Source organism: Vibrio hibernica (genome assembly GCF_015223435.1).
Taxonomy (GTDB): Bacteria; Pseudomonadota; Gammaproteobacteria; order Enterobacterales; family Vibrionaceae; genus Vibrio; species Vibrio hibernica.
In genome coordinates, this window is record NZ_VHKO01000029.1 from 1 (window position 1) to 24,866 (window position 24,866).

17 protein-coding genes, 2 tRNA genes and 3 pseudogenes are annotated in these 24,866 nt (G+C 41.0%); 12 read left to right on the plus strand and 10 right to left on the minus strand.

The window, feature by feature from the left end:
• Positions 1–376, minus strand: a pseudogene (locus tag FH976_RS10730) (GGDEF domain-containing protein); the annotation flags it as partial.
• A gap of 392 nt (positions 377–768) precedes the next feature.
• Here FH976_RS10730 and istA point away from each other — a divergent pair.
• The 3 genes and pseudogenes from istA (at position 769) to FH976_RS10745 (ending at position 3,817) form a co-directional block, all read left to right on the plus strand.
• Complete coding sequence (gene istA, locus FH976_RS10735; protein ID WP_194090848.1) at positions 769–2,313, plus strand: IS21 family transposase; 1,545 nt, start codon at positions 769–771, stop codon at positions 2,311–2,313.
• 49 nt (positions 2,314–2,362) lie between these two features.
• Positions 2,363–3,106, plus strand: a pseudogene (gene istB, locus FH976_RS10740) (IS21-like element ISShfr5 family helper ATPase IstB); the annotation flags it as partial.
• 408 nt (positions 3,107–3,514) lie between these two features.
• Positions 3,515–3,817 carry an MGMT family protein gene (locus FH976_RS10745; protein WP_194090849.1) on the plus strand — a complete coding sequence of 101 codons (303 nt, stop codon included), beginning with the start codon at positions 3,515–3,517 and terminating at the stop codon, positions 3,815–3,817.
• A gap of 19 nt (positions 3,818–3,836) precedes the next feature.
• Here the strand turns inward: FH976_RS10745 and FH976_RS10750 are convergent, their stop codons facing one another.
• Positions 3,837–4,298, minus strand: coding sequence for a YbaY family lipoprotein (locus FH976_RS10750; protein WP_194090850.1), 462 nt, complete (start codon positions 4,296–4,298; stop codon positions 3,837–3,839).
• A 96-nt stretch (positions 4,299–4,394) separates the two neighbouring features.
• Here FH976_RS10750 and tesB point away from each other — a divergent pair, with 96 nt between their 5' ends.
• The gene (gene tesB / locus FH976_RS10755; RefSeq protein ID WP_194090852.1) at positions 4,395–5,258 is read left to right on the plus strand and encodes an acyl-CoA thioesterase II; all 864 of its coding nucleotides are present in this window, start codon (positions 4,395–4,397) and stop codon (positions 5,256–5,258) included.
• A gap of 86 nt (positions 5,259–5,344) precedes the next feature.
• Here tesB and FH976_RS10760 read toward each other — a convergent pair whose 3' ends face one another.
• Positions 5,345–5,806 (minus strand): Lrp/AsnC family transcriptional regulator, encoded by a 462-nt coding sequence (locus FH976_RS10760; protein WP_194090882.1) that lies wholly within the window; start codon positions 5,804–5,806, stop codon positions 5,345–5,347.
• A gap of 158 nt (positions 5,807–5,964) precedes the next feature.
• On the opposite strand from FH976_RS10760, the gene FH976_RS10765 reads away from it, so the two are divergent.
• A complete protein-coding gene (locus tag FH976_RS10765; RefSeq protein ID WP_194090854.1) occupies positions 5,965–7,023 on the plus strand; it encodes a PLP-dependent cysteine synthase family protein in 1,059 nt (352 codons plus the stop codon).
• Positions 7,024–7,108: 85 nt separating this feature from the next.
• On the opposite strand, the gene FH976_RS10770 is transcribed toward FH976_RS10765, so the two are convergent.
• The gene (locus tag FH976_RS10770) at positions 7,109–10,222 is read right to left on the minus strand and encodes a multidrug efflux RND transporter permease subunit (protein WP_194090855.1); all 3,114 of its coding nucleotides are present in this window, start codon (positions 10,220–10,222) and stop codon (positions 7,109–7,111) included.
• A complete protein-coding gene (locus FH976_RS10775) occupies positions 10,222–11,319 on the minus strand; it encodes an efflux RND transporter periplasmic adaptor subunit (protein ID WP_194090857.1) in 1,098 nt (365 codons plus the stop codon). The genes FH976_RS10770 and FH976_RS10775 overlap by 1 nt, the downstream gene beginning before the upstream one ends.
• A gap of 269 nt (positions 11,320–11,588) precedes the next feature.
• On the opposite strand from FH976_RS10775, the gene FH976_RS10780 reads away from it, so the two are divergent.
• The 4 genes and pseudogenes from FH976_RS10780 (at position 11,589) to FH976_RS10795 (ending at position 15,431) form a co-directional block, all read left to right on the plus strand.
• Positions 11,589–11,673: transfer RNA gene (locus FH976_RS10780), tRNA-Tyr, on the plus strand.
• Positions 11,674–11,786: 113 nt separating this feature from the next.
• Positions 11,787–11,871: transfer RNA gene (locus FH976_RS10785), tRNA-Tyr, on the plus strand.
• Between the two features lie 468 nt (positions 11,872–12,339).
• Positions 12,340–13,889 (plus strand): annotated as a pseudogene (locus tag FH976_RS10790) (nucleobase:cation symporter-2 family protein).
• A gap of 159 nt (positions 13,890–14,048) precedes the next feature.
• Positions 14,049–15,431, plus strand: coding sequence for an 8-oxoguanine deaminase (locus FH976_RS10795; protein WP_194090858.1), 1,383 nt, complete (start codon positions 14,049–14,051; stop codon positions 15,429–15,431).
• A 145-nt stretch (positions 15,432–15,576) separates the two neighbouring features.
• Here the strand turns inward: FH976_RS10795 and FH976_RS10800 are convergent, their stop codons facing one another.
• Positions 15,577–16,866 (minus strand): NRAMP family divalent metal transporter, encoded by a 1,290-nt coding sequence (locus FH976_RS10800; protein WP_194090860.1) that lies wholly within the window; start codon positions 16,864–16,866, stop codon positions 15,577–15,579.
• A gap of 518 nt (positions 16,867–17,384) precedes the next feature.
• Between FH976_RS10800 and FH976_RS10805 the strand changes: the two genes are divergently transcribed.
• A complete protein-coding gene (locus FH976_RS10805) occupies positions 17,385–18,710 on the plus strand; it encodes an anaerobic C4-dicarboxylate transporter (RefSeq protein WP_194090862.1) in 1,326 nt (441 codons plus the stop codon).
• A 110-nt stretch (positions 18,711–18,820) separates the two neighbouring features.
• Here the strand turns inward: FH976_RS10805 and FH976_RS10810 are convergent, their stop codons facing one another.
• Positions 18,821–19,759, minus strand: coding sequence for a glutathione S-transferase family protein (locus FH976_RS10810; protein ID WP_194090864.1), 939 nt, complete (start codon positions 19,757–19,759; stop codon positions 18,821–18,823).
• 176 nt (positions 19,760–19,935) lie between these two features.
• Between FH976_RS10810 and FH976_RS10815 the strand changes: the two genes are divergently transcribed.
• Entirely contained in the window at positions 19,936–20,250 is a 315-nt protein-coding gene (locus FH976_RS10815; protein ID WP_194090866.1) for a cysteine-rich CWC family protein, read from the plus strand.
• 31 nt (positions 20,251–20,281) lie between these two features.
• Here FH976_RS10815 and FH976_RS10820 read toward each other — a convergent pair whose 3' ends face one another.
• Together FH976_RS10820 and FH976_RS10825 are read right to left on the minus strand one after the other, a co-directional pair.
• Entirely contained in the window at positions 20,282–21,043 is a 762-nt protein-coding gene (locus tag FH976_RS10820; protein ID WP_194090868.1) for an IS5 family transposase, read from the minus strand.
• Between the two features lie 276 nt (positions 21,044–21,319).
• Positions 21,320–22,255 (minus strand): Gfo/Idh/MocA family protein, encoded by a 936-nt coding sequence (locus tag FH976_RS10825; RefSeq protein ID WP_194090870.1) that lies wholly within the window; start codon positions 22,253–22,255, stop codon positions 21,320–21,322.
• Positions 22,256–22,672: 417 nt separating this feature from the next.
• Between FH976_RS10825 and FH976_RS10830 the strand changes: the two genes are divergently transcribed.
• Entirely contained in the window at positions 22,673–24,277 is a 1,605-nt protein-coding gene (locus FH976_RS10830; protein ID WP_194090871.1) for an ABC-F family ATPase, read from the plus strand.
• A gap of 96 nt (positions 24,278–24,373) precedes the next feature.
• On the opposite strand, the gene FH976_RS10835 is transcribed toward FH976_RS10830, so the two are convergent.
• Entirely contained in the window at positions 24,374–24,772 is a 399-nt protein-coding gene (locus FH976_RS10835; protein WP_194090872.1) for an MAPEG family protein, read from the minus strand.
• Positions 24,773–24,866: the final 94 nt, after the last annotated feature.

A 24,866-nucleotide genomic window follows, 5' to 3' on the forward strand; every position in this document is an offset into this window, starting at 1 on the left:
GATCTATCCCCGAAGCCAGTACATTTAACCGAAGGGCTTGTTGACGTATTTGAAATTGATAGTTTTCTATTGCTGTGCGTAAGATTCTTTGCATTTTTGCAGAATGAATATAGTCGACCATTTTTTTCATAAGTTCGGTATTACGCCCCTTTTGAGTTGCTAGACCGACAGGCTGTATAGGAAATTGATCGTTCAAAATCGTGGCACTAAATCCAGCATCGATAAATGTTTTCAAACTCGTAATTGTATCAATGACACCATCAACATCTCCGCTTGAGATCATTTTTTTAGCCTGGTCAGTGGTCTCAAACTCTATCGTTTCAATATTAGGATATAATTCTTTTATGGTTGATTTGAATATCATGTCTTTTGCCACTGCAATGCGTTTAATCTCTGTAATACCAATATATTTACTCGGTCGATTAACACTATAAAAATAAGTATATTCAATATTCGTTGGGCTAGAGACATCTAACGTTTCAGCCCGCTCAGGGGAATAGGTAATATTGGTTAAAAAATCTATCTTGTTTGTTTCCAGATCATGGATAGCTGCATATTCTCATGCATCGCGATCACCTAATACTATCTAAGCCGATCACCTAATACCATCCATCGAGATCACTCAATACCATCGATGCCGATCACTTTTCGGTCAAAATGGTATTGAGTGATCGGCTTGAATGGTATCGTTCAATTGGTACACGTTTTTGTCTAGCCAGTAGGTGTTTTTAACCGTTATTCTTTTCATTTTTGATGATGAGAATGACCATGCCAACGGCACCTATTTCAATGCGTAAACTTAAAGAGATTTTAAGACTAAAATACAGCTGTAAACTCAGTCATCGTCAGATAGCAACAAGCTTATCTGTTTCACCCTCAATCGTGTCTAAATATGCCTGTAAATCAGCAGAGTTAGATATTACTTACTGGCCGCTTGATGAGAAGTGGGATGATCACGCTCTGCAACGAGCGTTCTTCAAAACAAAGCCTCGATTAAAAGGCTTTACCATTCCTGACTGGTCGTTAGTTCAGCAAGAGCTTCGGCCTAAAACCATGACGTTGTTGCTGCTTTGGGAAGAATACAAAGAGCGGCACGCGGAAGGTTTTTACAGTTACACTCACTTCTGCCGTCAGTACAAGGCATGGCTTAAATGCCAAAAACCCTCCATGCGACAAAATCATAAAGCAGGTGAAAAACTGTTTGTGGATTACTGTGGCCCAACCATGAGTATTGTTGATACAAGTACAGGCGAGTGTCGTACTGCACAAGTGTTCGTTGCGGTCATGGGTGCATCAAATTATACCTATGCCGAAGCGACTTACAGCCAGAAACTCGAAGATTGTGTGATGAGTCACGCCCGTTGTTTTGAGTTTCTTGGCGGTGTTCCAGAGCTAATAATTCCTGACAACCTTAAAAGTGCCGTCACCAAACCGTGTCGATATGAGCCTGACTTAAATCCAACCTACCAACAACTAGCGACACATTACGATACGGTCATTGTGCCCGCTAGACCCTATAAACCAAAGGATAAGGCTAAGGCTGAAGTGGGTGTGCAAATTGTTGAACGTTGGATAATGGCGCGCCTTCGTAATGAAACCTTCTTTAGCTTGCGTCAATTGAACCTGAAAATACAAGCATTACTGGTCGATTTAAATCAACGGAAAATGAAAAAGCATCCTGGCTCACGGCTCAGTCAGTTTGATGCTATCGACAGACCTGCACTCAAACCACTGCCCACACAGCCTTACAGCTATACCTTAGTAAAACAGGTGAGCGTGCATATTGATTATCATGTGGAAATTGAAAAGCACTACTACTCAGTGCCACATACCTTAATTAAACAAAAGCTTGAAGCCCATGCCTCCGGGAAGTTGGTGACACTCTACCATCAAGGCATACGAGTCGCTGTTCACCCCAGATCATACCGAGAAGGTGCGCACACCACGCTTGATCTGCATATGCCTATCGCTCATCAAAAGCAGCAACAATGGACACCACAGCGGTTCGAACGCTGGGCGAGTAAATTTGGCACATCAACTGAGCAGTTTGTTATGCAATTGATGCAAGCTAAAAAACATCCAGAGCAAAGCTACCGTGCTTGTATGGGGTTATTAAGCCTAGGTAAAAAGTTTAGTGATCAACGTCTTGAAGCCACCTGTCATCGCGCATTAACCACAGGTGTTACTCGCGTTAAACAAGTAAAGACTATCTTAGAAAAAGGCTTGGATAAACAACCCTTGCCACAAGCTCAAGGTGATTTACTACAAGATATTGATCATAAAAATATCCGTGGCAACCACTATTACCATTAATAAAAATTAACAAACCATAGGAAAACTTATGCAAAATATCAATCAATAAGTTAATAATCAGTTAAGTAATTTAAAGCTAAGCGGCATACGTGATGCGCTATTGCAGCAATACGAGCAACCCAATTTATACGTTGAACAAAGCTTCGAAGAGCGGCTAAGTTTATTGCTTGAACATGAAATAACGCAGCGTGATCAGCGTAAAATAGATCGCCTAACGCGACAAGCAAAGTTCAGAGTTGGCGGCACACTTGCCCAACTCAACTATGGCGCAGCACGACAACTCGATAAAGCTCAGATCCGTTCATTAGCACAAGGTGAATGGCTTCGTCTTCACCAAAACATCTTGATCACAGGCGCAACAGGTTGTGGCAAAACTTACCTCGCTTGCGCGCTTGGTCAAAACCACTGCCAACAAGGGAATAGCGTTTATTATTTTAGGCTCAAAGAGCTATTAGAAAAGATGTTTCTAGCGCAAGCCGATGGTAGTTATCGAAAACTGATCAACAAGCTTAGCTCTGCCAATTTACTGATCTTAGATGATTGGGGATTAGAGCCATTAACGGCTCAACAACGGAGTGATTTACTGGAATTAATTGATGCAAGATATGATACAAAATCGACCTTAATTGCGAGTCAATTACCGATAGAAAATTGGTATGAAATGATCGGAGAGTCGACCCACGCGGATGCGATTCTAGATAGGCTTGTGCACGGGGCGATAAAGTTGGAATTAAAAGGCGAGTCGATGCGAAAAAAACTAAATTTCTTGACTGATGCCGATCACTCAAGTTAGATTTTACTGAGGTCTACTGACAGACAAAAAAGTGATCGGCTTGAATGGTATTGAGCGATCGGCATCATGGTATTACGCAATAGCGTCGGAGAAGGTGTCATATTTTATATAGTTAACTTTGAAATCGAATTTCTTAGACAGTTCATCAAATAGAACTTGAGCCATAATGTCATTTGGTCTAGTTGCCACTTTATAAGTAATGGCTTGCGTTTTAAATGAAGAGTGAAAATGAGGTGAGTAGGAGTTCGCTGAAACACTGAGGCTGTGTAAACTAAAAAAGAAACAACACAGATAGACGTATCTAAACACAGTGAACCTCAAGAATTGGCTATAAAAATCGTCCTTATAATATCTGGTATAACCAGATAAACCAACGAATCTTTCCCTTAACTAAATAAAGGTTAAATAATGTCTTTTGAACAGCAAGTATTTTTTGTTCTACATCAAATACCTCAAGGCTCTGTCACCAGTTATGGTCAGGTCGCTAAGATGGCAGGTTTTCCTGGTTACGCTCGCCATGTTGGTAAGTTACTCTCAAACCTTCCCGATGGAAGTACGCTGCCTTGGCACCGAGTACTCAATAGCCAAGGAAAAATATCTCTCAAAGAAAGCGATCTAGAAAGACAAAGAACAAAGTTAATCAATGATGGTATTGAGGTAAGTTTAGAAGGGAAAGTTAAATTAAAGCAATATTTATGGCAGCCAGACTAACCAACTGCCAAAAAATAAATTACTTAACACCAACTAATATTAATTGAACCGTTTTAGTTTGATTAGGGTCGGTAATCACACGGTAAGCCGTATCTGTGGTAAAACGTAATTTACCATCCAATGCGATTTTAGCGCGAACTACATAGGTATGATTAGCCTTAATCTTATCTTTATTAAAATCTAATTTAAAATTGAACGGTACTTGTTTCCCACCCGTTACTGTCGACTCTGTCGCGATAATTTCTGATTTTGCGTCAGCACGAGAAACATCCTCTAACGTAACCGTTATTACAGCAGTACTCGGTAATGCAATACGCTCCCGATAGGCAACTGTCCCGACTACGGTATCCAACATCACTGGCTTTTCAACTTGCTGAGCTGACATAGTCGTATCCGTTTTATTCGTATCCACAGTCGTGCTGCAACCAGACAACCATGATACAAATATTATTGATGAAATTAATAATAATGGCTTTTTCATATTGATGCTTATCTCTTTTTAGTGACTAAATGCGAGTTACGCTTGTAATTAAAAGCGACTCAAGCTAATAATTTGACAATACAATACGGAGGACGGATGAGCAAACAATTACAAGAATTATTGAACCTTCACCAACTAGAACGATTAGAAGTCGGATTATTTCGTGGCGAATGTGAAAATTTAGGCTTGCCTCAAGTGTATGGTGGTCAAGTGATTGGGCAAGCTTTATCAGCAGCGGCAAATACCGTTGATAGCGATAGAGGCGTTCATTCTTTCCATAGTTATTTTTTGCACCCTGGGGATATCAAGCAACCTATTATTTATGATGTTGAAACACTACGTGATGGGCGTAGTTTTTCAACTCGTCGCGTTAAAGCAATTCAGCATGGAAGGCCTATTTTCTATCTCACGGCATCTTATCAAGCGATTACCGATGGGCTTGAGCATCAACAAGTCACCATGCCAAAAGTGAAAGGCCCAGAAGGTTTATTAAGCGAAGCAGAGCTAGCAAAAGAGCTTTTAAAAGGCATGCCTGAGCATATTCAACGTACTTTTGGCTCAGAAAAACCGATCGAAGTTCGTCCTGTCATTTTAAATAACCCCCTGCAACCAAGTGAATTACCAGCGAAACAATATTTATGGATCAAGGCTAACGGCGAGTTACCAGACGATCCGATGATTCACCAATATTTACTCAGTTATGCATCTGATTGGGGTTTCTTAGTGACCGCTCTATTTCCTCATTCTGTATCGCTACTAACCCCGAAATTTCAAGTTGCCACGATTGACCATTCAATGTGGTTTCATCGCCCCTTTAAAATGGATGAGTGGCTACTATATGTAATCGAAAGTCCAACTAGCAGCAATACGCGTGGACTGGTAAAAGGTGAAATATACAATCAACAAGGCCATCTAATCGCAACCGCGGTACAAGAAGGTGTGATGCGCTTTACCAGTTAGTCACCAATATATTGGCTGTATCTCATTATTGAATCCGGTTATTGATCAAGCCTTCAACTTACTTCTGGCTTGGTCAATAGCTATTTTTAGCCAAGCGCTAGAGCTGTCGTATACTTCAATGGCTCCATAGCAAAAGTCGAGGTAACATTAGAGATACCTTCCATGCTGTTCACCAATTTTTTATAAAAACCATCAAATTGCTTCATATCGGATACCAATACTTTCATCATATAGTCATACTCCCCCGCCATGCGATAAAACTCCATCACCTCCGGAAACTCACAAGTCGTCTCAACAAACTTCTGATACCACTCATTAGAATGATCGTTGGTTTTCACCATCACAAAGGCGATAAAGGACAACCCTAATAATTCTGGATCTAATAATGCAACCTTTTTGACAATAATACCTTGCTCTTCCAAGCGTTTGATCCGCTTCCAACAAGGTGTCGTAGTTAAATTCACGGCCTCGGCTAATGATTGTAACGACTGCTCAGAATCTTGCTGTAATAAGGCTAATAATGCTTTATCCACCTTATCCAAAACGATATTTTTCACACTTAACCCAATATGTAGAATTATTTTCTCTATTTATGCAAAATTATCTTAAATAATGCAAACCATTTCTCCTAACGACAGGGTAAATTATCTACATAAAATGAATTGAAGCAATAATAATCAATACACCGCCTATCATGGAGCCAATTATGTGCATAGACAGAGAATGGATAAATCAAGCCATCACTAAAATTGAAGCAGACATCCAACGTTCTGCGGATACTCATCTTATCAAGCTTGATATTCCTCACCTTTCTGGAATTGATATATATTTAAAAGATGAAAGTACACATCCAACCGGATCTTTAAAGCACAGGTTGGCACGATCTCTATTTTTATTTGCGTTATCAAACGGATGGATTGGCCCTAAAACAACGATTATTGAATCCTCATCAGGTAGCACTGCCGTTTCAGAAGCCTATTTTTCTCGATTATTAGGGTTGTCTTTTGTAGCGGTTATGCCAAAAACGACCGCCAAGAAAAAAATCGAGCAAATTGAATTTTATGGTGGCCGTGCACATTTGGTAGAGCGTTCTGATCAAATATATGCCGAATCACACCGTTTAGCCAAAGAGCTGAATGGGCATTATATGGATCAATTTACCTACGCTGAACGAGCAACGGATTGGCGAGGTAACAACAATATTGCCGATAGCATTTTTGAGCAGATGCAATTAGAACCTCATCCAGTCCCAACGTGGATAGTGATGAGCGCAGGAACAGGCGGCACGTCTGCCACTATTGGCCGCTTCATTCGATATAAAAAACACGCGACTAAGCTTTGTGTGGTTGATCCTGAGAACTCAGTGTTCCACGATTATTTCAAAACCGGTGATATGACCCTGACACTAGATTGCGGGAGTAAAATAGAAGGTATTGGTCGCCCTCGCGTTGAACCTAGTTTTATTCCAGGTGTAATCGATGAGATGCGCACCATTCCAGATGCCGCGAGCATTGCCACCATTCATTGGCTCGAAGCTATTTTAGGCCGTAAAGTTGGTCCATCGACTGGAACGAATCTATATGGCGTACTGAATATCGCGAATGAAATGAAAAACAGAGGCGAAACAGGATCTCTTGTGACGTTAATTTGTGACAGTGGTGATCGCTATTTAGAATGCCATTACAATCCTGATTGGATTCAAAACAACATAAAAGAAAGCATTGAACCTTATTTGAGTGAGCTTAAAAATATCACTCAATTATAGGCAAGCTAGTAATGTATACAAAAAACCTGACGTTGAGTTTACGTCAGGTTTTTTCTTATCAGCTTTTGTTAGCTTATATTACAAATCAACCATGCCCCGGTCGCGTTTTAATATCTTTCTCCATTTCTTGCTCAAGTAACGCTTCAATATGACCCGGAGAATGAGTTTTGACCGAAATAATGCGATACATCTGAGGGATCACAAAGAGAGTCACAATCGTCGCAAAGCTCATTCCAAATAACACAACTGTCCCTACTGCAATTCGGCTTTCATAGCCGGCACCAGTTGAAAAAACCAATGGGAGCGAACCTGCAATGGTGGTAAAGGCCGTCATAAGGATTGGACGCAAGCGTCGGGCCGAAGCATCAATGATCGCTTTCTCAAACTCAATCCCCCGATCGCGTAATTGGTTGGCAAATTCCACGATCAAAATACCGTTTTTAGTTACCATCCCAATCAACATAATCATGCCGATTTGACTGTAAATGTTCAGCCCTTGATGCATAAAATACAAACCTAAGAATCCACCAAAAACACCCATTGGAACGGTAAACATTACCACTAAAGGATTAATGAAACTCTCAAACTGAGCGGCTAAGACTAAATAAGCAACGAGCATGGCTAAAGCAAAAATAATAAAAATACTGGATTGGTTTTCTTTAAAATCTTTTGACTCACCAGAATAAGAAACCGAAATATCGGCAGGAAGTTTATCAATGGCTTGTTGATCAAGGTAATCTAACGCTTGCCCTAAGGTATGCCCTGATCCTAAGTTTGCACTTAAGGTAACCGATTTTTGCTTATTGCTATGAGACAAACGATTCGCCGACGCAATTTCCTCAATCTTAGTCACCGTATCTAATGTGACTAATGCGCCACTGTCGGTACGCAAATAAATTTTGCTCAAGTCATTGGCATTGTTAAAGCTATTTTCATCGCCTCTCAAATACACATCATATTCTTCACCGCGCTCAAGGTAGGTCGTTTCCGTACTACCACCGAGCATGACTTCTAATGTATCGGCAATCTCACTGACACTAACGCCTAAATCGGCAGCGCGCTGTTTATCCACACTGACCACTAACTCTGGTATTTTTTCCGAATAATCAAGATCACCGCCCGTGATCACCCCATCATTCTCACCTTGATGTTGCAACGTTTCTGCCCACTTAAAGAGTTCGGAATAATCAGAGCCACTTAACACGAACTGAACCGGATTATCCGAACCGCCGCGAAAACCGGGCATCATTGGCCACACTCGTACATCGGTGATCCCTGACAATGCTTTTCGCACCATGCCTAATGCTTGCTGTGCGGTGACATCTCGCTTGCTCCAATCTTCCAAGACGATCGTAACAAACCCCGTTTCATCCCCAGCGCGGCCACCAAATGCAGGCGCAGCAACACTAAATGATTTAACCACACCTTTCCCAACCATCGGCTGTAAACGCTTTTCCACTTCATTCATATTCAAGCTCATGCGATTAAAGCTAGTGGCATCTGCTCCTTTGACAAAAGCAAAAATCACGCCTTTATCTTCTTGCGGTGCAAGCTGAGATGGTACTAACGTCATTAAAAATGCACTGCCTGCGATGCAAAGAATAATCGCTAGAGGCGCAACCCAACGACAACGTATGGCTTTACTTAATGCTTGTCGATAAGTCACTTCAACTCTTTGAAAACCTCTTTCAATACAAAGATTAAAACGATTTTGCTTCACATTCGCACGCAATAGTTTACTGCCTAATACTGGGGTTAGCGTTAATGCAATGAGTGATGAAAACAGCACAGCCATCGAAAGCAGCACTGAAAACTCGGTAAACAACAACCCAACCATTCCATCCATAAAAGAGATAGGCAGAAAAACCATGACCAACACCAATGTGGTCGCCATGACCGCAAATCCCACTTCACGTGCGCCTTTGTATGCGGCTAATAATGGCGGTTCGCCTTTTTCAAGATGATGGAATATATTTTCCACCACTACGATGGCATCATCGACCACTAAGCCAATCGCTAATATCAACGCCAATAACGTGATTAAATTGATTGAAAAGCCAAAATAATAAGCAGCCATAAACGCTGAGATAAGGGACACAGGAACCGTCACGGCAGGGATCAATGTTGCACGTAATTGACCGAGGAAAATGTATAACACCAAAATAACCAAACCTGCGGTAACAAATATGGTGCTGTACACTTCGCCTATTGAACGTTCGATAAAGATAGTCGCATCATAATCGATTGTGAGATGAGTGCCTTTAGGTAAGAATTTTTGAATGTTTCCCACTTCAATTCGAACCGCTTTGGCTACATCTAGTGGGTTAGCATCAGTTTGAGTAATGATCCCCATGCTCACGCCAACTTCTCCGTTACTTTTGTACATTGAACTTTCATTCTTTGCACCCAAGTACACATGCGCGACATCTTTAAGATAAATGGGATAGCCATCTATACTTTTTCGAATCGTTAAATAATTGAAATCTTCCGTCGTCAAATAATTTCGTGTCGTACGAACTGTCATCGACGTCGTATCATTACGCACTTCACCACTTGGGTTCTCAACGTTTTCGCGGTTAAGTGCATCAGAAATATCAGACGTTGTAATACCCAATCCAGCCATAGCAGTTGGATCCAGCTTTACATACATGACTTTATCCAGTCCCCCCGTAATATCAATCGAACTCACACCAGAAATAAGGCTAAAGCGATCGATTAGGACTCGGTTGATATAATCGGTTAATTGGATTCGATCCATCTTAGTGGATGTTAAATTGATATTAATTGCCGCGTCACCCGAACCGTTATCTTTAGAAACAATAGGATCGTCAGCGTCATCAGGTAATCCTCGTTGAGCACGAGCAATCGCATCTCGGACATCACTGATCCCTGATGTTAAGTCGTAACCCAGATCAAAAGTGATTTTAATGCGTGAGCTACCATTGCGAGAAACAGAGGTAATATCGTCAATACCGCTGATACCAGAAAGTTGGTCTTCTAAGACTGTCGTGACTTGGCTTTCCATAATGCTTGCCGACGCGCCACTATAGCTGGTTGAAATTGATACCACTGGATTGGAAATATCCGGCATTTCACGCACAGCGAGTTTAGTAAATGACACATAACCAAAAACGCAGAGTAATAAGCTTAATACGATGGCGACCGTTGGGCGCTTAACCGAGATATCAGATAACCACATTATATCGCTCCTTGCAGCGTATCTGGTTTCACCATTTCGGTTTGCTCAACCACTTTTACCGCAAGGCCATCACGCATATTGACAACGCCTTTGGTCACCACCGTCTGCCCCACTTTTAGGCCAGAATCTACGACAATTTTATCTTCAATTCGATCACCTAGGGTAATTTGAGTACGAGTCACTCGTGCAGCACCACTCTTAGTATCGGTATTGATAATATAAACAAACCGTTTTGTACCAGAGTATTCCATCGCTTGAACCGGAATAATTGGTTTATGAATGGTTGGGAAATTTACGGTAGCGGACATCAACATGCCGGGTTTTAACTGATTATCAATGTTAGGAATATTGATACGCACAGGCACACTTAATGTCGAGCTATTTACCCGAGTATTAATATGCGTCACCTTTCCGGGAAAGGATTTACCCACCCACGCTCGGCTTGTGGTGTTAACTTCCATACCTAATGCGATTTGAGATAAGTATTTTTCTGGTACTTGTAGATCTAAGCGCATGTTAGATAAGTTATCTAATGTAAACAGCTCTTCACCTACGGTTACCATTTTGCCTTTACTAAAATCAATAAAACCAATAGTGCCGGCAAAGGGTGCTTGAATCTGCATATAAGAAAGCTCAGCCGTGGCTGCATCTAATCGGGCTTTGGCAATATCAACACTGGCTTGCTGGGCATCAAGCTCTGTTCGCGTAATCGCATTCTTGCTGACTAGCTTGGCGTATTCACGCTCTTTACGGCGTTCATCATTTAAATAAGCTTTTGCTTCATTTAACGCGGCTTGCGCTTTCGTTTTATCTATTTCAACTAAACGCTGACCAGATTTCACAACTTGATTCGAACCGACATTTATCCGAGTCACCTTTCCGGCAACTTCTGGCTTAATCTTAACGGATTGTTGCGCTTCTAGCTTCGCCACTAGAGTAAGAGATTGATTCACATCATGAGCCTGAACAACTTCAGCACCAACGTCAATTACAGGAATAGACGGTTTGTTAGCGACTTCCGATGCATAAACAACACCAGTCGATAGTATAGAAATTAAAACGATTAGATTAACTGAACGAGTGATGCTGCATTTCATATCCAAATTCCATTTGATAGCTTATCCATTATTCTATCAGCAGAATTTCTTTTGAGCGTCAATCAATGTAAATTACTTGGCTTGAATACACATTTAATATGGAATTATTTCCTCACTCAAGTTCCTATCAAACCGCGAGTTTTTAACCAATTTGTTTAATAAAATACCAATCACAGCTTGGGTTGTTCGAAAACTCGGCATTCAATCAATTATTTACAAAAATTCCTTTACAGTATTTAAGAGTTTGCTATTATCTGCCCCGCACTTGTGGAGGGGTTCCCGAGTGGCCAAAGGGAGCAGACTGTAAATCTGCCGGCTCCGCCTTCGATGGTTCGAATCCGTCCCCCTCCACCATTATTTACTTATTGGTTACATTATTTTAATACTCGATATTAAAAATATAACGGATAAGCGTTCTAGATATAAAGCAAAGCCATTTATATTGAAGATGAACAAACACAATTTGTGGAGGGGTTCCCGAGTGGCCAAAGGGAGCAGACTGTAAATCTGCCGGCTCCGCCTTCGATGGTTCGAATCCGTCCCCCTCCACCATTCTTTCTTGTTAAAAATCATAAAAAAACCAGCTTATCTAAGCTGGTTTTTTTTCGTCTTAAATCTGTTTCAGTTCACATTATTAAACATAAAAATAACAACAAAAACACAATACAAGCAAAGATTGTATACATTATTTGCACGGAAACCCTTTTTACAACCTCTCACCACTCCGCTCATTACATCCATCAGTTATAGTTTAAATATAATAACTTAACATAAAAAATCCGTTAAGATTTCGTTCATTTAATTCAAAAGAAACCTGGCACAAATATTGCCAAGTAGGCCTAGCTTGCAGAAATGAACATCATCAATTTACAAAATCAATTGTATTCAATATTGCTGTAAAAATGTTAAACAATTTCTATACATAAATGGACCATAAGTATTACAACTAGATGACGCAGAATATTGCTCTTAAAAAAGCACAGCGTCACTGACAGTGGAATAGACAATTAAGGATATGTCATGAAGCTTTTATATACACTGAACCAAAGGCCACCAATGGCCACTACATTATTACTGGCGCTACAACATATGCTCGCCTCGATTGGGGGAATCGTCGCGGTTCCCCTTATCGTAGGCTCATAAATTAACCTTCCAGCGGTTGAAATTGCCGATCTGATCAATGCCGCTTTGCTCGCGTCTGGTATCGGTACCATCATTCAATGTGTTGGTTTTGGTGCTATTGGTATTCGATTACCCGTCGTCATGGGTTCCAGCTTTGCCTTCCTTGGTGTATTAATCACCATAGGTAAAACCGACGGCATGAGCGGAATTATGGGAGCAGCATTTGTGGGTTCTTTCCTCGTCATCATAGCCAGCTTTTTTATGGAAAAAATAAAAAACTGTTTCCGGATGTCGTGAGCGGTGTCGTCATTACCCTGATTGGATTAACCATACTTCCTGTTGCAATGAACTGGGTTGGTGATGCGCCTCCAGGCAGTACTGATTTTGCTACTCTACCAAAACTTTTTCTTGCCATGATCTCACTTGGTATCGTGATTTTAGTTTCTGTCTATTGTAGAGGGGTCATTGCCGCTTCTGCCATTGTCATCGGCTTACTCGGAGGCTATTTAGTCGCATTAAGTATGGGCATGGTCGATTTAAATCTTATTAGCAATGCCACTTGGACGGCCGGCCCTGATCTTTTTAAATATGGTATGACTTTTTCTTGGGGACCAATTTTAAGTATTAGTTTGGTTTATATTATCGTTGTTGCTGAAGCCACGGGTGATTTCATGGCATTAGCGGGAAACTGCCAAAAAGATTTAACAGGTAAAGAATTAAAACGTGGTGTATTAGGTGATGGGATCACCAGTACCATTGGAGCGCTATTAACCGCAATGCCACTCGCCTCTTTTAGCCAAAATGTCGGTATTGTAGGTATTACTGGTGTTGCAAGCCGTTATGTCGTTGCCGCCACTGGTGGACTATTGATTATTGGTGGTATGTTCCCAAAATTGGCTGCTCTTGCGGTAACCATTCCTAAACCTGTATTAGGCGGCGTAGGCTTTATTATGTTTGGCATGATTGCTTATGCTGGTATTCGCATGTTAATTAAAGCGGCAGATACTCGCCGTAACGCATTAATTATTTGTGTGAGTTTAGCAGCAGGCTTAGCAGTAACAATCGAGCCTCGCCTGATTCAGCATTTACCTCATCTGCTTGGCGAGTTTTTCCATTCAGGCATCACAACAGGAACTATTATTGCTGTTCTGCTTCACCAGATTCTTCCTCAAGATCACAAAGAAGAACGTGCAGTCAAAAAACAAGAAATAGCAGAAATGACGCGTGATGAAGACACTCATTCCGCTGCAACGAAAATCTTGGACTCTAAAGCAACCATTTCAAAAGCGATTGCCACTATAGAAATGATGCGTATTGAAGCTCATGAAGTGATGATGCAGCAAGAAGAAGCTGATACTAAAGTGGATAAACATTCAGACCAAGATCAATCTGAAAAAAAAACAAACCACGGCCGATCTAATTTAATGCCAAATACGGCCATGAAGTAAAACTGAAGCCAAGATGATTTTATTGTAATGATAACAATAAATCCTCTTGGCTTTTTTCACCAAAGAGCCTTTTACTTTGATATCGAAGGCTTAAACTTACGTTAAAAAGAGAAAGACCTACTCCCCTGAAATGGATGCGTAGGCTAAGGATTAATATGAATGTCATTCAATGCAAATAATCAAACTACCTGGATAAAAAACCCACTCGCTATTTATACCGGCACGGAGCTTGATGCTCGTGGCGGTATTGTCGTTCAAGGCAACACGATTCTTGAATTAGTTGCACTTAATTGCAAGCCTCGCCACCGGATTGATAATGTTGTTGACGCAAAAAGTCACGTTGTCACGCCAGGGCTGATAAATGCCCACCACCACTTCTACCAAACCCTGACTCGAGCTTACCCAGATGCTTTAAATAAAGAGCTATTTAACTGGCTCAAAACCTTGTATCCAGTTTGGGCGGGACTGGATGAAGAGATGCACGCGTTATCAACCGAAGTCGCTTTAGTCGAAATGATGATGTCGGGCTGCACAACGGCCTCCGATCATCACTATCTTATTCCTGTTGGTTTAGAAAATGCGATTGATATTCAAGTTGAAACCGCTAAAAGGCTTGGCATTCGCGCTATTTTAACTCGAGGCTCAATGAGCTTAGGGGAAGATGACGGCGGCTTACCACCCCGCCATACTATTCAAAGCGAGCAAACCATTGTTGATGATAGCCTGCGATTAATTAACACTTATCATCAACGTGAAGAAGGAGCGATGATCCAAATTGCACTCGCGCCATGTTCCCCTTTCTCCGTGACCACCGATTTAATGAAAGAAACGTCCCGCATTGCACATCAAGAAGATGTCATGATGCACACCCATCTATGCGAAACCATTGATGAAGAAGATTTTTGCCTACAGCGTTTTGGTCATCGTCCTGTTGATTACTTGGAAAGTGTCGGTTGGTTAAATGATAAAACATGGCTAGCACACGGTATCCATTTCAACGATGAAGAAATAAAACGTTTAGGTAACGCGGGTGTTGGCATCAGCCATTGCCCAACCTCGAATATGATGTTGGCTTCCGGTATTTGTCGTAATAATGAGCTAGAGGCTGCTGGTGTAAAAGTGGGTTTAGGCGTTGATGGCTCAGCGTCCAACGATGGCTCCAATATGATTGGCGAAGTCCGTATGGCAATGTACCTGCAACGCCTACGTTATGGATCCGCAAATGTTAGCCATACGGATGCTCTACGCTGGGCAACCAAAGGCTCTGCCGCTGCAATGGGCCGCTCAGACATTGGTACACTCGAGGTTGGCAAGCAAGCTGATTTATCCATGTTCACTTTAAGCGACATTCGTTTTTCTGGCTCGCACGATCCATTAGCCGCACTCATCATGTGTGGTGCGCAACAAGCCGATAGAGTAATGATTAACGGGCACTGGCGTGTGCATGATGGTCATGTTATTGGTTTGGACTTGGAAGACTTATTAATCCGCCATCGAGCAGCGGCTAAACGCTTGGCTGAAAAAGCACTGGCGTTACGTTAAGCCTTATAATTCAGATTCATCCAAACAAAAAGGCCGATCAAATGATCGGCCTTCTTTGCTTATTATTGTAGCTCCAAATACCCACAAAGCTGCCTCTTCAACTCCAAAGGCGCTCTTATAAACTCCGTGACTACATGACCAATTGCTACATAATCCACTGCCACCAAATGAATACTGCCAAGAACCCAAACAAGTAAACAAATCCAACCCAAGCGAGCGCTTTCATTTTACCATGCAGTTTAAGCTCTTTCGGCAAGTCAGTACGAGTTACCAGCAAGTAGTTCAACACTGCAAAAATAGGTGTCGTCATGAACGCTAGAATCATCGCAAAATGCATCATGGACATTAACGAAGAGGTAAAGAATAAAACCACTGACAATGCCAATACGCTCACTATCACCATCCAAACATTCAGGTAGCTTTTCGTTTCTTTTTCTATTTGTAATTCAGACTTACCTTTTAGCAATAACGTACTTTCGGTTAGTACTCGTGAGTAGCCATCAACACACGTAATCGTACTGCCAAATATACAAAAGAACGCAATAATGGCAATCAAGTAGCGTGACCATTCACCAATTGATTCGGTATACATACCCACTAATTGATGAGCAAAACCAATACCTGATTTTTGCAGCTCAACACCGCTACCATTTAGCACTAAAGCGCCAAGAGATAAAAATACGATAGCTAAAACCGCCGTTCCAATGTACCCAACATTAAAATCCAACAAAGCCGATTTCACCGTGACTTCTTGCTCTTTCGCCTGTGCTTTTAACCACAATGAATTAAAACAAGATATTTCAATCGGTGCTGGCATCCACCCCATCATGATCACGATGAAACCAAATGAAGCAAGAGTCCAAGGAGATGGACTTTGGAAATCCGCCGGTGCAACAGCGCCTTTCCCTGCGGCAATCGCGACAGCTAGTACCGTTGTCACCACTAACATCAACATAATCACTTTAGATAGGCCACTAAGCGCTGCAAAATGACCTGCAAAAAGAATGGCTAAGCAAGCAGCTAGAATCGCGACTGAAAGAACTGGAATCGACAAACTGAATGGTAAAAAATATCCTAATAGGCTAGCACTAAACATTAATAGCGCAGCCACATTTACAAAAGCTGAAATAAAGTTTAGAACGTTAAACAACCAAAGATAACCCACGCCCATTTGGTGATAACCTTGCACCAGGCTTTGATTTGTTCCCATAGTGTATTGAACACCCGCTCTAAAAAATGGGTATTTAAAAAGATTAACTAAAAGAATTAATGCCGCCAGTTGCCAACCATAAATAGCACCAGCTTGGGTGGATGACACTAAGTGCGAACCACCAACCGCAGCCGATGCCATCATCACGCCGGGGCCCAGTGCTTTCAATAAGGAGATGGCTTTACGAGGCTGATCATCAGCTATTATTGTGTTGGTATTTTGCATAGATACATTCCTAATATTATTTTTATTGTGCAGATTTTTCTGCTTTAAGTTATTAGGAAGAAAATGATAACGATGTATTACGTGGCCGTCCTGCCACTTATACCCAAACAAATTTAAGGGTATAAACAGATAGAGTGAAACCTAGTGCAAGGTAACCTATCACTTCCTTTCTATAGATTATTCTGCTGCCTTTTATCTATTGATACAAGCCTCAGCAGAGCGCAATAAGTTTTTTAAACTTCATTTAGGTTAATAATTAGCGATAAAGTCTAGGTGTGATGTTGGAATAGTTTAGCTGACTGGAAATTGCAGTGAAATTCAATATAAAAAATTATAACAACATGGCAACAATGAGATCTAAGCATTATTTTTGATCCATAGTTCGTACCTTTTAAGCCACGACCAATGGTAATGCCTTATTTTATGGCTTAGATCAAGTAACCACCTCATTCAAAATGATAATTTCACTATTAATATAATCCCCTACCCATAAATGGGTACACCAGAGGTGGTGACACATGTTTTACATACATATGCTTTTATTACTTGCCGTCATATTTATCGGCATTCGTTTCGGAGGCATCGCGTTTGGTTTGCTCGGTGGCCTTGGCGTTACTGTGCTAGCTTTCGTATTTGGAATAGCACCAGGAACACCACCGATAAGCGTTATGCTGATTATTCTGGCGGTGGTTGCTGCATCTGCGACTTTGGAAGCCACTGGCGGTCTAAAGCTCTTAGTTAAATTTGCGGAAAAATTATTAAGAAAACATCCAAATCAAATCGTATTTCTCGGCCCTTTTTGCACTTATCTTTTAACTATCCTTGTTGGTACAGGCCACAGTGTTTACCCACTTTTACCTGTTATCTACGATGTCTCGATTAAAAAAGGTATTCGTCCTGAGCGTCCAATGGCAATGGCGTCAGTGGCATCTCAAATGGGGATCACAGCTAGCCCTATTGCAGCTGCCGCCGCGGTTGTAATGGCAACCGCGGCTAAAAACGACCTTGATATCTCACTTATTCATGTATTACTCGTGACCATTCCGGCTACATTTTTCGGCTTAATGGCGGGTTGTACTTGGAGTTTATTCCGCGGTAAAGATCTGGATAAAGATGAAGCTTACATTGAACGTTGCAAGAATCCAGCGTTTAAAGAAGCATTAATCGATGAGTCTGCGGAAGGCGCAAACAGTGTTGCCAACAGCAAAAAGGCGAAAACAGGCCTGACTGTCTTTTTATGCGGTATCGCAATTGTCGTATTCGTTGCCATGTTTGGTAAAGATTTGAACTTACTACCAAAAGGCGTGGGTATGTCGGTGGCAATCCAGTTCTTAATGCTGGCTGTTGGCGCAGTCATTCTGCTATTTACTAAAATTGATCCAAAAGAGATCGTTAAAAGTAATGTATTTACCGCAGGTATGACGGCGGTCATCATTATCTTTGGTATTGCTTGGATGAGTGACACTATCATTGAACACCACAAGCCCTATTTAATTGAAATGGTCAGCGATATTGTAAGCGTTCACCCTTGGACATTTGCACTGGCAATGTTTGCAACGTCAGTATTCCTTAAAAGCCAAGCAGCGGTACTGACTATAATGTTCCCGCTAGGTTTTTCTTTAGGCATTCCACCTGAAGTATTAGTGGGTGTTATCCCCGCTTGTTACGCTTATTTCTTTTTCCCATTTTACCCATCAGATCTTGCAGCCATTACCTTTGACCGTTCGGGTACAACCTCAATTGGGAAGTATGTTCTAAATCACAGCTTCTTCATTCCGGGTATTATTGGTGTATCAACGGCAACTTGTATTGGTTATTTTATTTCAACGACCATATTAGGCTAAATAGTCATCTGAAATTGCAATAACCCCCAATATTGATTATTCAACTATTGGGGGTTATTTGATTATTAAAGCTTATCTCATTGATTCTCTGCCACTTTTATTACCTTAACTTAACCACGCCCATGTGGGGTGGTTAAATCCAAATCAGGTCCTTTAGGCACAACTTGAGTTGGGTTAATCCCTTTATGGCTAAAATAGTAATGGCGTTTAATATGTTCAAAACTTACGGTGTCTGCCACATTACCAATCTGATACAGCTCCTTCATATAGCCTTGAAGGTTAGGATAATCGGCAATGCGCTTTAGATTGCATTTAAAGTGGCCCACATACACCGCATCAAAACGAATCAAGGTAGTAAACAAACGCCAATCTGCTTCTGTTATTTTATCGCCCACAAGGTAACGATTGGTGCCTAAATGTTGATCGACTTTATCCAATGCAGCGAACAAACTATCAAAAGATTCCTCATAAGCTGACTGCGTAGTAGCAAAACCAGTTTTATATACACCATTATTAATATTTGGATAAACAAACTCATTCCACTCATCAATTTCTGTCTGTAACTCTGCAGGATAATAATCGTCAAAATTACCTGTTAATTCATTAAACGCGCTATTAAACATGCGTAAGATTTCAGACGATTCATTATTCACAATGGTGTTGGTTTTCTTATCCCAAAGCATTGGAATCGTGACTCTACCTGAATAACCCGATTTTGCTTTAGTATACAGTTGATGCATTTTAGTAAATCCAAACAACGGTTCTGGTTCACTAAACTCCCAGCCATTTTCGAGCATATCAGGACTGACTACTGTCACGTCGATATGTTCTGTTAAGCCTTTAAGCTCACGCATGATTAACGTACGGTGCGCCCATGGACAGGCAAGAGATACATATAAATGATAGCGACCGGATTCAGGTTGAAATGGCGCATCTGGTTTGGTTTCAATCCAATGACGAAATCCTGCATCTTCACGTACAAACTTACCGCCATTAGATTTCGTGTCATACCATACATCATGCCAAAGACCATCAACTAACTTACCCATATCATCACCTTCTTTTTGTTAGCGTATTCATTTATAGATTCAGTTCAGTATAGCCCCCCTAATCATTCATCACACCGGAGCAAGTTGATGGTTTTGTTCGAAAGATTTGAATAAGTATACTCGTTATTATTGCCATGATAGAGTTCGCTTATTCTCGTTAACCGATAAAGCCTTCGATGAAATCACCTTGTATTGCCGCCTGTAAAAACAACGATGGGATCTGTTCTGGTTGCCATAGAACCATGAGCGAAATTCTAAATTGGAGCAAAATGAACGATGCTGAACGCGACACTATTATGGATAAACTCAGCAGTAAAAAGGCAACTCATGATTGCCCAGAGTGTAATGCACAAACCCATTGTGATATCGCGGCAGGAAAAGAAACTTGCTGGTGTTTTAGTGTCGAAAAAAGGGAGCTTGATAGCCAATATAAACATTGTTTATGTCGTAAATGCCTAGGCAATAAAGAGCTTATTTCGGTAGTGTTCTAGGGCGTGTTGATCTTTGCTGTTCATTTCGTGTTCAACAATACATCGGTAGCCACATTAACATGAATGCCAGCGATAACATGCTGGCATAATTCCTTTCTAGTTTGTCATATCTACTTGAAATAGCTCGATAATGCTTAATTCTCCCAAAGGCATTTTCGACCAAGTGCCGATACTTATATAGACACCAATCCATACTATCTTTGTCTATATCTTGTCCGTAATTGCGTTTCGCAATTACCGTTTCTCCGCCACGTTCCTTAACAAAAGTACGGAAAGATTCGCTGTCATATCCTTTATCACAAACGATGGTATTAACTTCATCGAGTTGCTCAACTAAGCTTTCGGCATGCACTATATCGTGGCGTTGTCCTTCTGATAAATCAAAGCAAATCGGCAGGCCACCACTATCCACGGCTAAGTGAATTTTGGTTGAGTTGCCCCCGCGACTTTTTCCTATTTGCTCTGAGCTTTCAGTAGCTGCACCTGTGCTATGCTGGTGCGCTCGAACTATAGAGCCATCAAGAAAGACCCATTCAAAATCAGCCATGCTAGATAAGCTTTTGAAAAGCTTATCTAAAATCCCTTTCTTTGACCAAAGATTAAATCGTCTGTAAACGGTACTCCACTCTCCGAACTCAGAGGGTAGATCTCGCCAAGGAATACCTGTTCTCATTCGATAAAGTATTCCTTCAAATGTCATTCGATGTTCAGTTTTATCGTAAATACGACCTGTACTTTTCATAATTTGGAGTAGCAGTTCCCAGCGAATATCAGTTAGCATTGTTCTTGGCATGGTATTGGTTATGGTTTTATTTTTGGCGAAGCAAATTATAACTCTTTACCATGCTATTCAAAAAACACTCACGAAAGATCAACATGCCCTAATAAGTAGCCTAAAATAAAAAAGCAGCACTACAAAATAGTGCTGCTGATATTGACTCTAACCATTTAGTTATAAATTTTTCCCATTGCTCTCAATCACTTTTTGATACCAATCCTCATCTCGCTTTAAACGGTGTAATTTAATGCGAGATAAGGAAAGTAAACACTGTTATTTAAGACTACTGAGCTATTTAAGGCCACTGACTACTTTATGGCATACCGCTTCCGCCAGTTGGTGCGAACTTAAGTTTCTCGCCATTTGATTGTCGGGTAATACACCAGTTTTAACGACATTAATCCACTCATGGATCATGGATTCAAACCCTTTCGTTGCCAGCATTGGTTGCCAATCTTTTTCTTGCAACAATTCGGTTTTATCCTCTTGCCATAAGATACCCGAAATAAAGTTATCAAATTGATAGGATTGATTATCAAAATTAGCACTGACTCTTTCTTGTGTACGACCAAACATTCGGTTCATCGAAGCTTGTAACAATGTGCCATTTTGTTGCCATTCGACATCGACTCTTGCCAATTTATCGCCTTGGAATTGCGAGATAATATGCAAATCTTGCACGTCTGTTTTAGCAAAGATATTGATGCTATCTAATGGGTGAATAAAATCATCAAAAATAAAAGTCCGAACGTCACCAACCTGATTAAAGCGGTGTTTTTCCCAGCATAATGAGCGTAGAGATTGCTGTGGTTTGCCTTTTTGTACATCCACTAAATGTTGATTATAAAAAGGAATATGACGTCGATTAAACCCAAGATATAACGGCTGTCGATGCTGTTCCGCTAATTCATAAAGCGCCTCACAATCATGAGCGTTATCTGCCAATGGTTTATCCACATAAGTTGGGACTCTTGCTTTTAAGAAAAAAGCGGCAATACTTGGGTGGCTACTCGTGGCACTGTGGATCATCACCGCATCTACGCCTGCCGTTAACAATTGCTTATAATCCGTATACGTTTCTTTAATTCGATATTGCGCAGCAACTTGGGCCAATCCAGTAGAGTCACGGCTACATAGCACCCAGTTCACGTTAGAAAATGTGGTGGTAATAAACGGTAAATACGCTTTCTTCGCTATATCACCAATGCCAATTAAAGCAATTTTCATATCCATTCCCTGTCTATTATTTTGATTAACCCATCTTAGCGAATTACGCCTATTTTGTCTTTCAACACTCCGTTTTCTAGGAATAAAAAAGGTTATTGCTCCCTCTTATATTTCCTATTTATCGGCTAAAGCTTATAAAGTGAATTCATCCCACACGAACAGTTACCGTGACTTAGATCTCACACCTATTATTTAGTGAATAAATCTGTATAATTCGCCGCCTATTAATTTATATATTTATGCCCAAATAATTGAAGTTTCAGTGAGGCGACCAGTAAACAAAGCCCCATGAGCTTAGCTAGCCTAAGTGATGGGGTGAGTGAACGTAGCTAACGACTGTTTAAAAGAACAAAGCTGAAGCTTCAAGTAAAACGGGTATATCATCCGATCTGGCCTACCAGGCTCTAGGGAACATCTTTGATATCTACTGCAAACATCACCATGCAATTCGGCGCTGAACCGTTATTTGAAAACATTTCTGCTAAGTTTGGTAACGGAAACAAATACGGCCTAATTGGCGCCAATGGATGTGGTAAATCAACCTTCATGAAGATCCTAAGTGGTGCGCTTACGCCGAGCTCTGGCAACGTTTCTATCACGCCAGGATTAAAACTTGGGGTACTAAGCCAAGACCAATTTGCATTTGAAAAACATAATGTTATCGATGTTGTGATCATGGGTGACCGCAAGTTATGGGAAGTTAAGCAAGAACGTGATCGTATCTATTCACTGCCAGAAATGAGCGAAGCGGATGGCATGAAGGTTGCCGAGCTTGAAAGCGAATTTGCCGAGATGGATGGTTACACTGCCGAAAGCCGTGCGGGTGATATTTTGATCCAAGCGGGTATTGAAGAAGAATTTCATTTTGGGCTAATGCAGCAAGTCGCCCCCGGTTGGAAATTGCGCGTATTACTCGCTCAAGCTTTATTTGCTAACCCAGATATTTTATTGCTCGATGAACCAACCAACAACTTGGACATCAACACCATCAACTGGCTAGCAGAAGAGCTAAACCAGCGTAAGTGCACCATGATCATCATCTCGCACGATCGCCACTTTTTAAACTCTGTATGTACTCATATGGCGGATATCGATTATGGTGAGTTGCGTATTTATCCGGGTAACTACGAATATTTCCTTGAAGCATCTGGCCTAATTCGCGATCAATTATTATCTAATAATGCGAAAAAAGCGGCAGAGATCAGTGAACTGCAAGATTTCGTGAATCGCTTTGGCGCCAATGCATCTAAAGCGAAACAAGCCAGTTCTCGCGCTAAAAAAATGGATAAAATTAAACTGGATGAAGTCAAATCCACCAGCCGTATTAGCCCATCAATTGACTTCGGTGAAGGTAAAAAACTGCACCGTCTAGCCCTTGAGTTACGAGACTTAGGCCATGGATTTGATGGCGAGACCTTATTCGAAAAAGGTAATTTATTATTAGAAGCTGGTACTCGCTTAGCGATCATTGGCGAAAACGGCGTAGGTAAAACGACTTTCCTACGTTGTTTAGTCAAAGAGTTAGAGCAAAACCACGGCATTGTAAAATGGTCTGAAAATGCTTCTGTTGGTTACTGCCCACAAGACAGTACGGTAGATTTCGACAATGATCTCAGTATTTTTGATTGGATTTCACAGTGGCGTACCGTGAAGCATGATGACTTGATGGTTCGAGGTATTTTAGGCCGTTTATTATTCACCGCTGACGATGCCAATAAAAAAGCCAAGAACTGTTCAGGTGGTGAGAAGAACCGCCTATTATTTGGCAAATTAATGATGCAAGACATTAACGTTTTGGTGATGGATGAGCCAACCAACCACATGGATATGGAAGCGATTGAAGCATTAAATAATGCACTGAAAGGTTATCAAGGTACGTTAATTTTTGTTAGCCATGACCGTAAGTTTGTGTCTTCTCTTGCCACATCGCTTATTGATGTAAAAGACAAACAATTAGTGCAGTTCCAAGGTACTTATGATGAATATCTTTCGCATCAAAAAAGAATGTTAGCATCTGCCTAAACGTTAACGTTAACGTTCATTAGTACTTGACCGTTATTGTACATTGCGCAATAACGGTCAACAATCCACTTTCAGCATGACTTACCGGCTATATTTCTAGAACGTTAATGCTTTTAATAAAAGTGCGATACACAATAAAAAACCCACAACATACGTCCCTAACGCTCCCACAAACCGCAACGCATTTGGTTTTTCTAACGTGCGTGGAAACAATAGCCCCGCCGCTGCTACATATCTAAATACCGTAATAAGCACCATACACCACAACACCCAGCTAGAAATCGGCATTGTGCCTAAGATGTATATCAGTAACGCAATAATTGGAACATATTCCGTCGCATTACTATGTGCTCGTATTGCTTTATATAGCGGATCCTTAGGATCGGAATTATGTCCAATTACTGTATTGGTTTGACGCCTCGCCATCGAGACTTGAAAAGCAAGACCCATCACTAAAAAAGCCAACAGGCTGACACAAATTAAAGATACTAACATAAGGTCTCCATTATTTAATTAACTCGATTTAAGTAAGCGTGTTTATATCAAAGCTTGATTGACTGATTAACACAGTATGGTAGATAAATAAAAA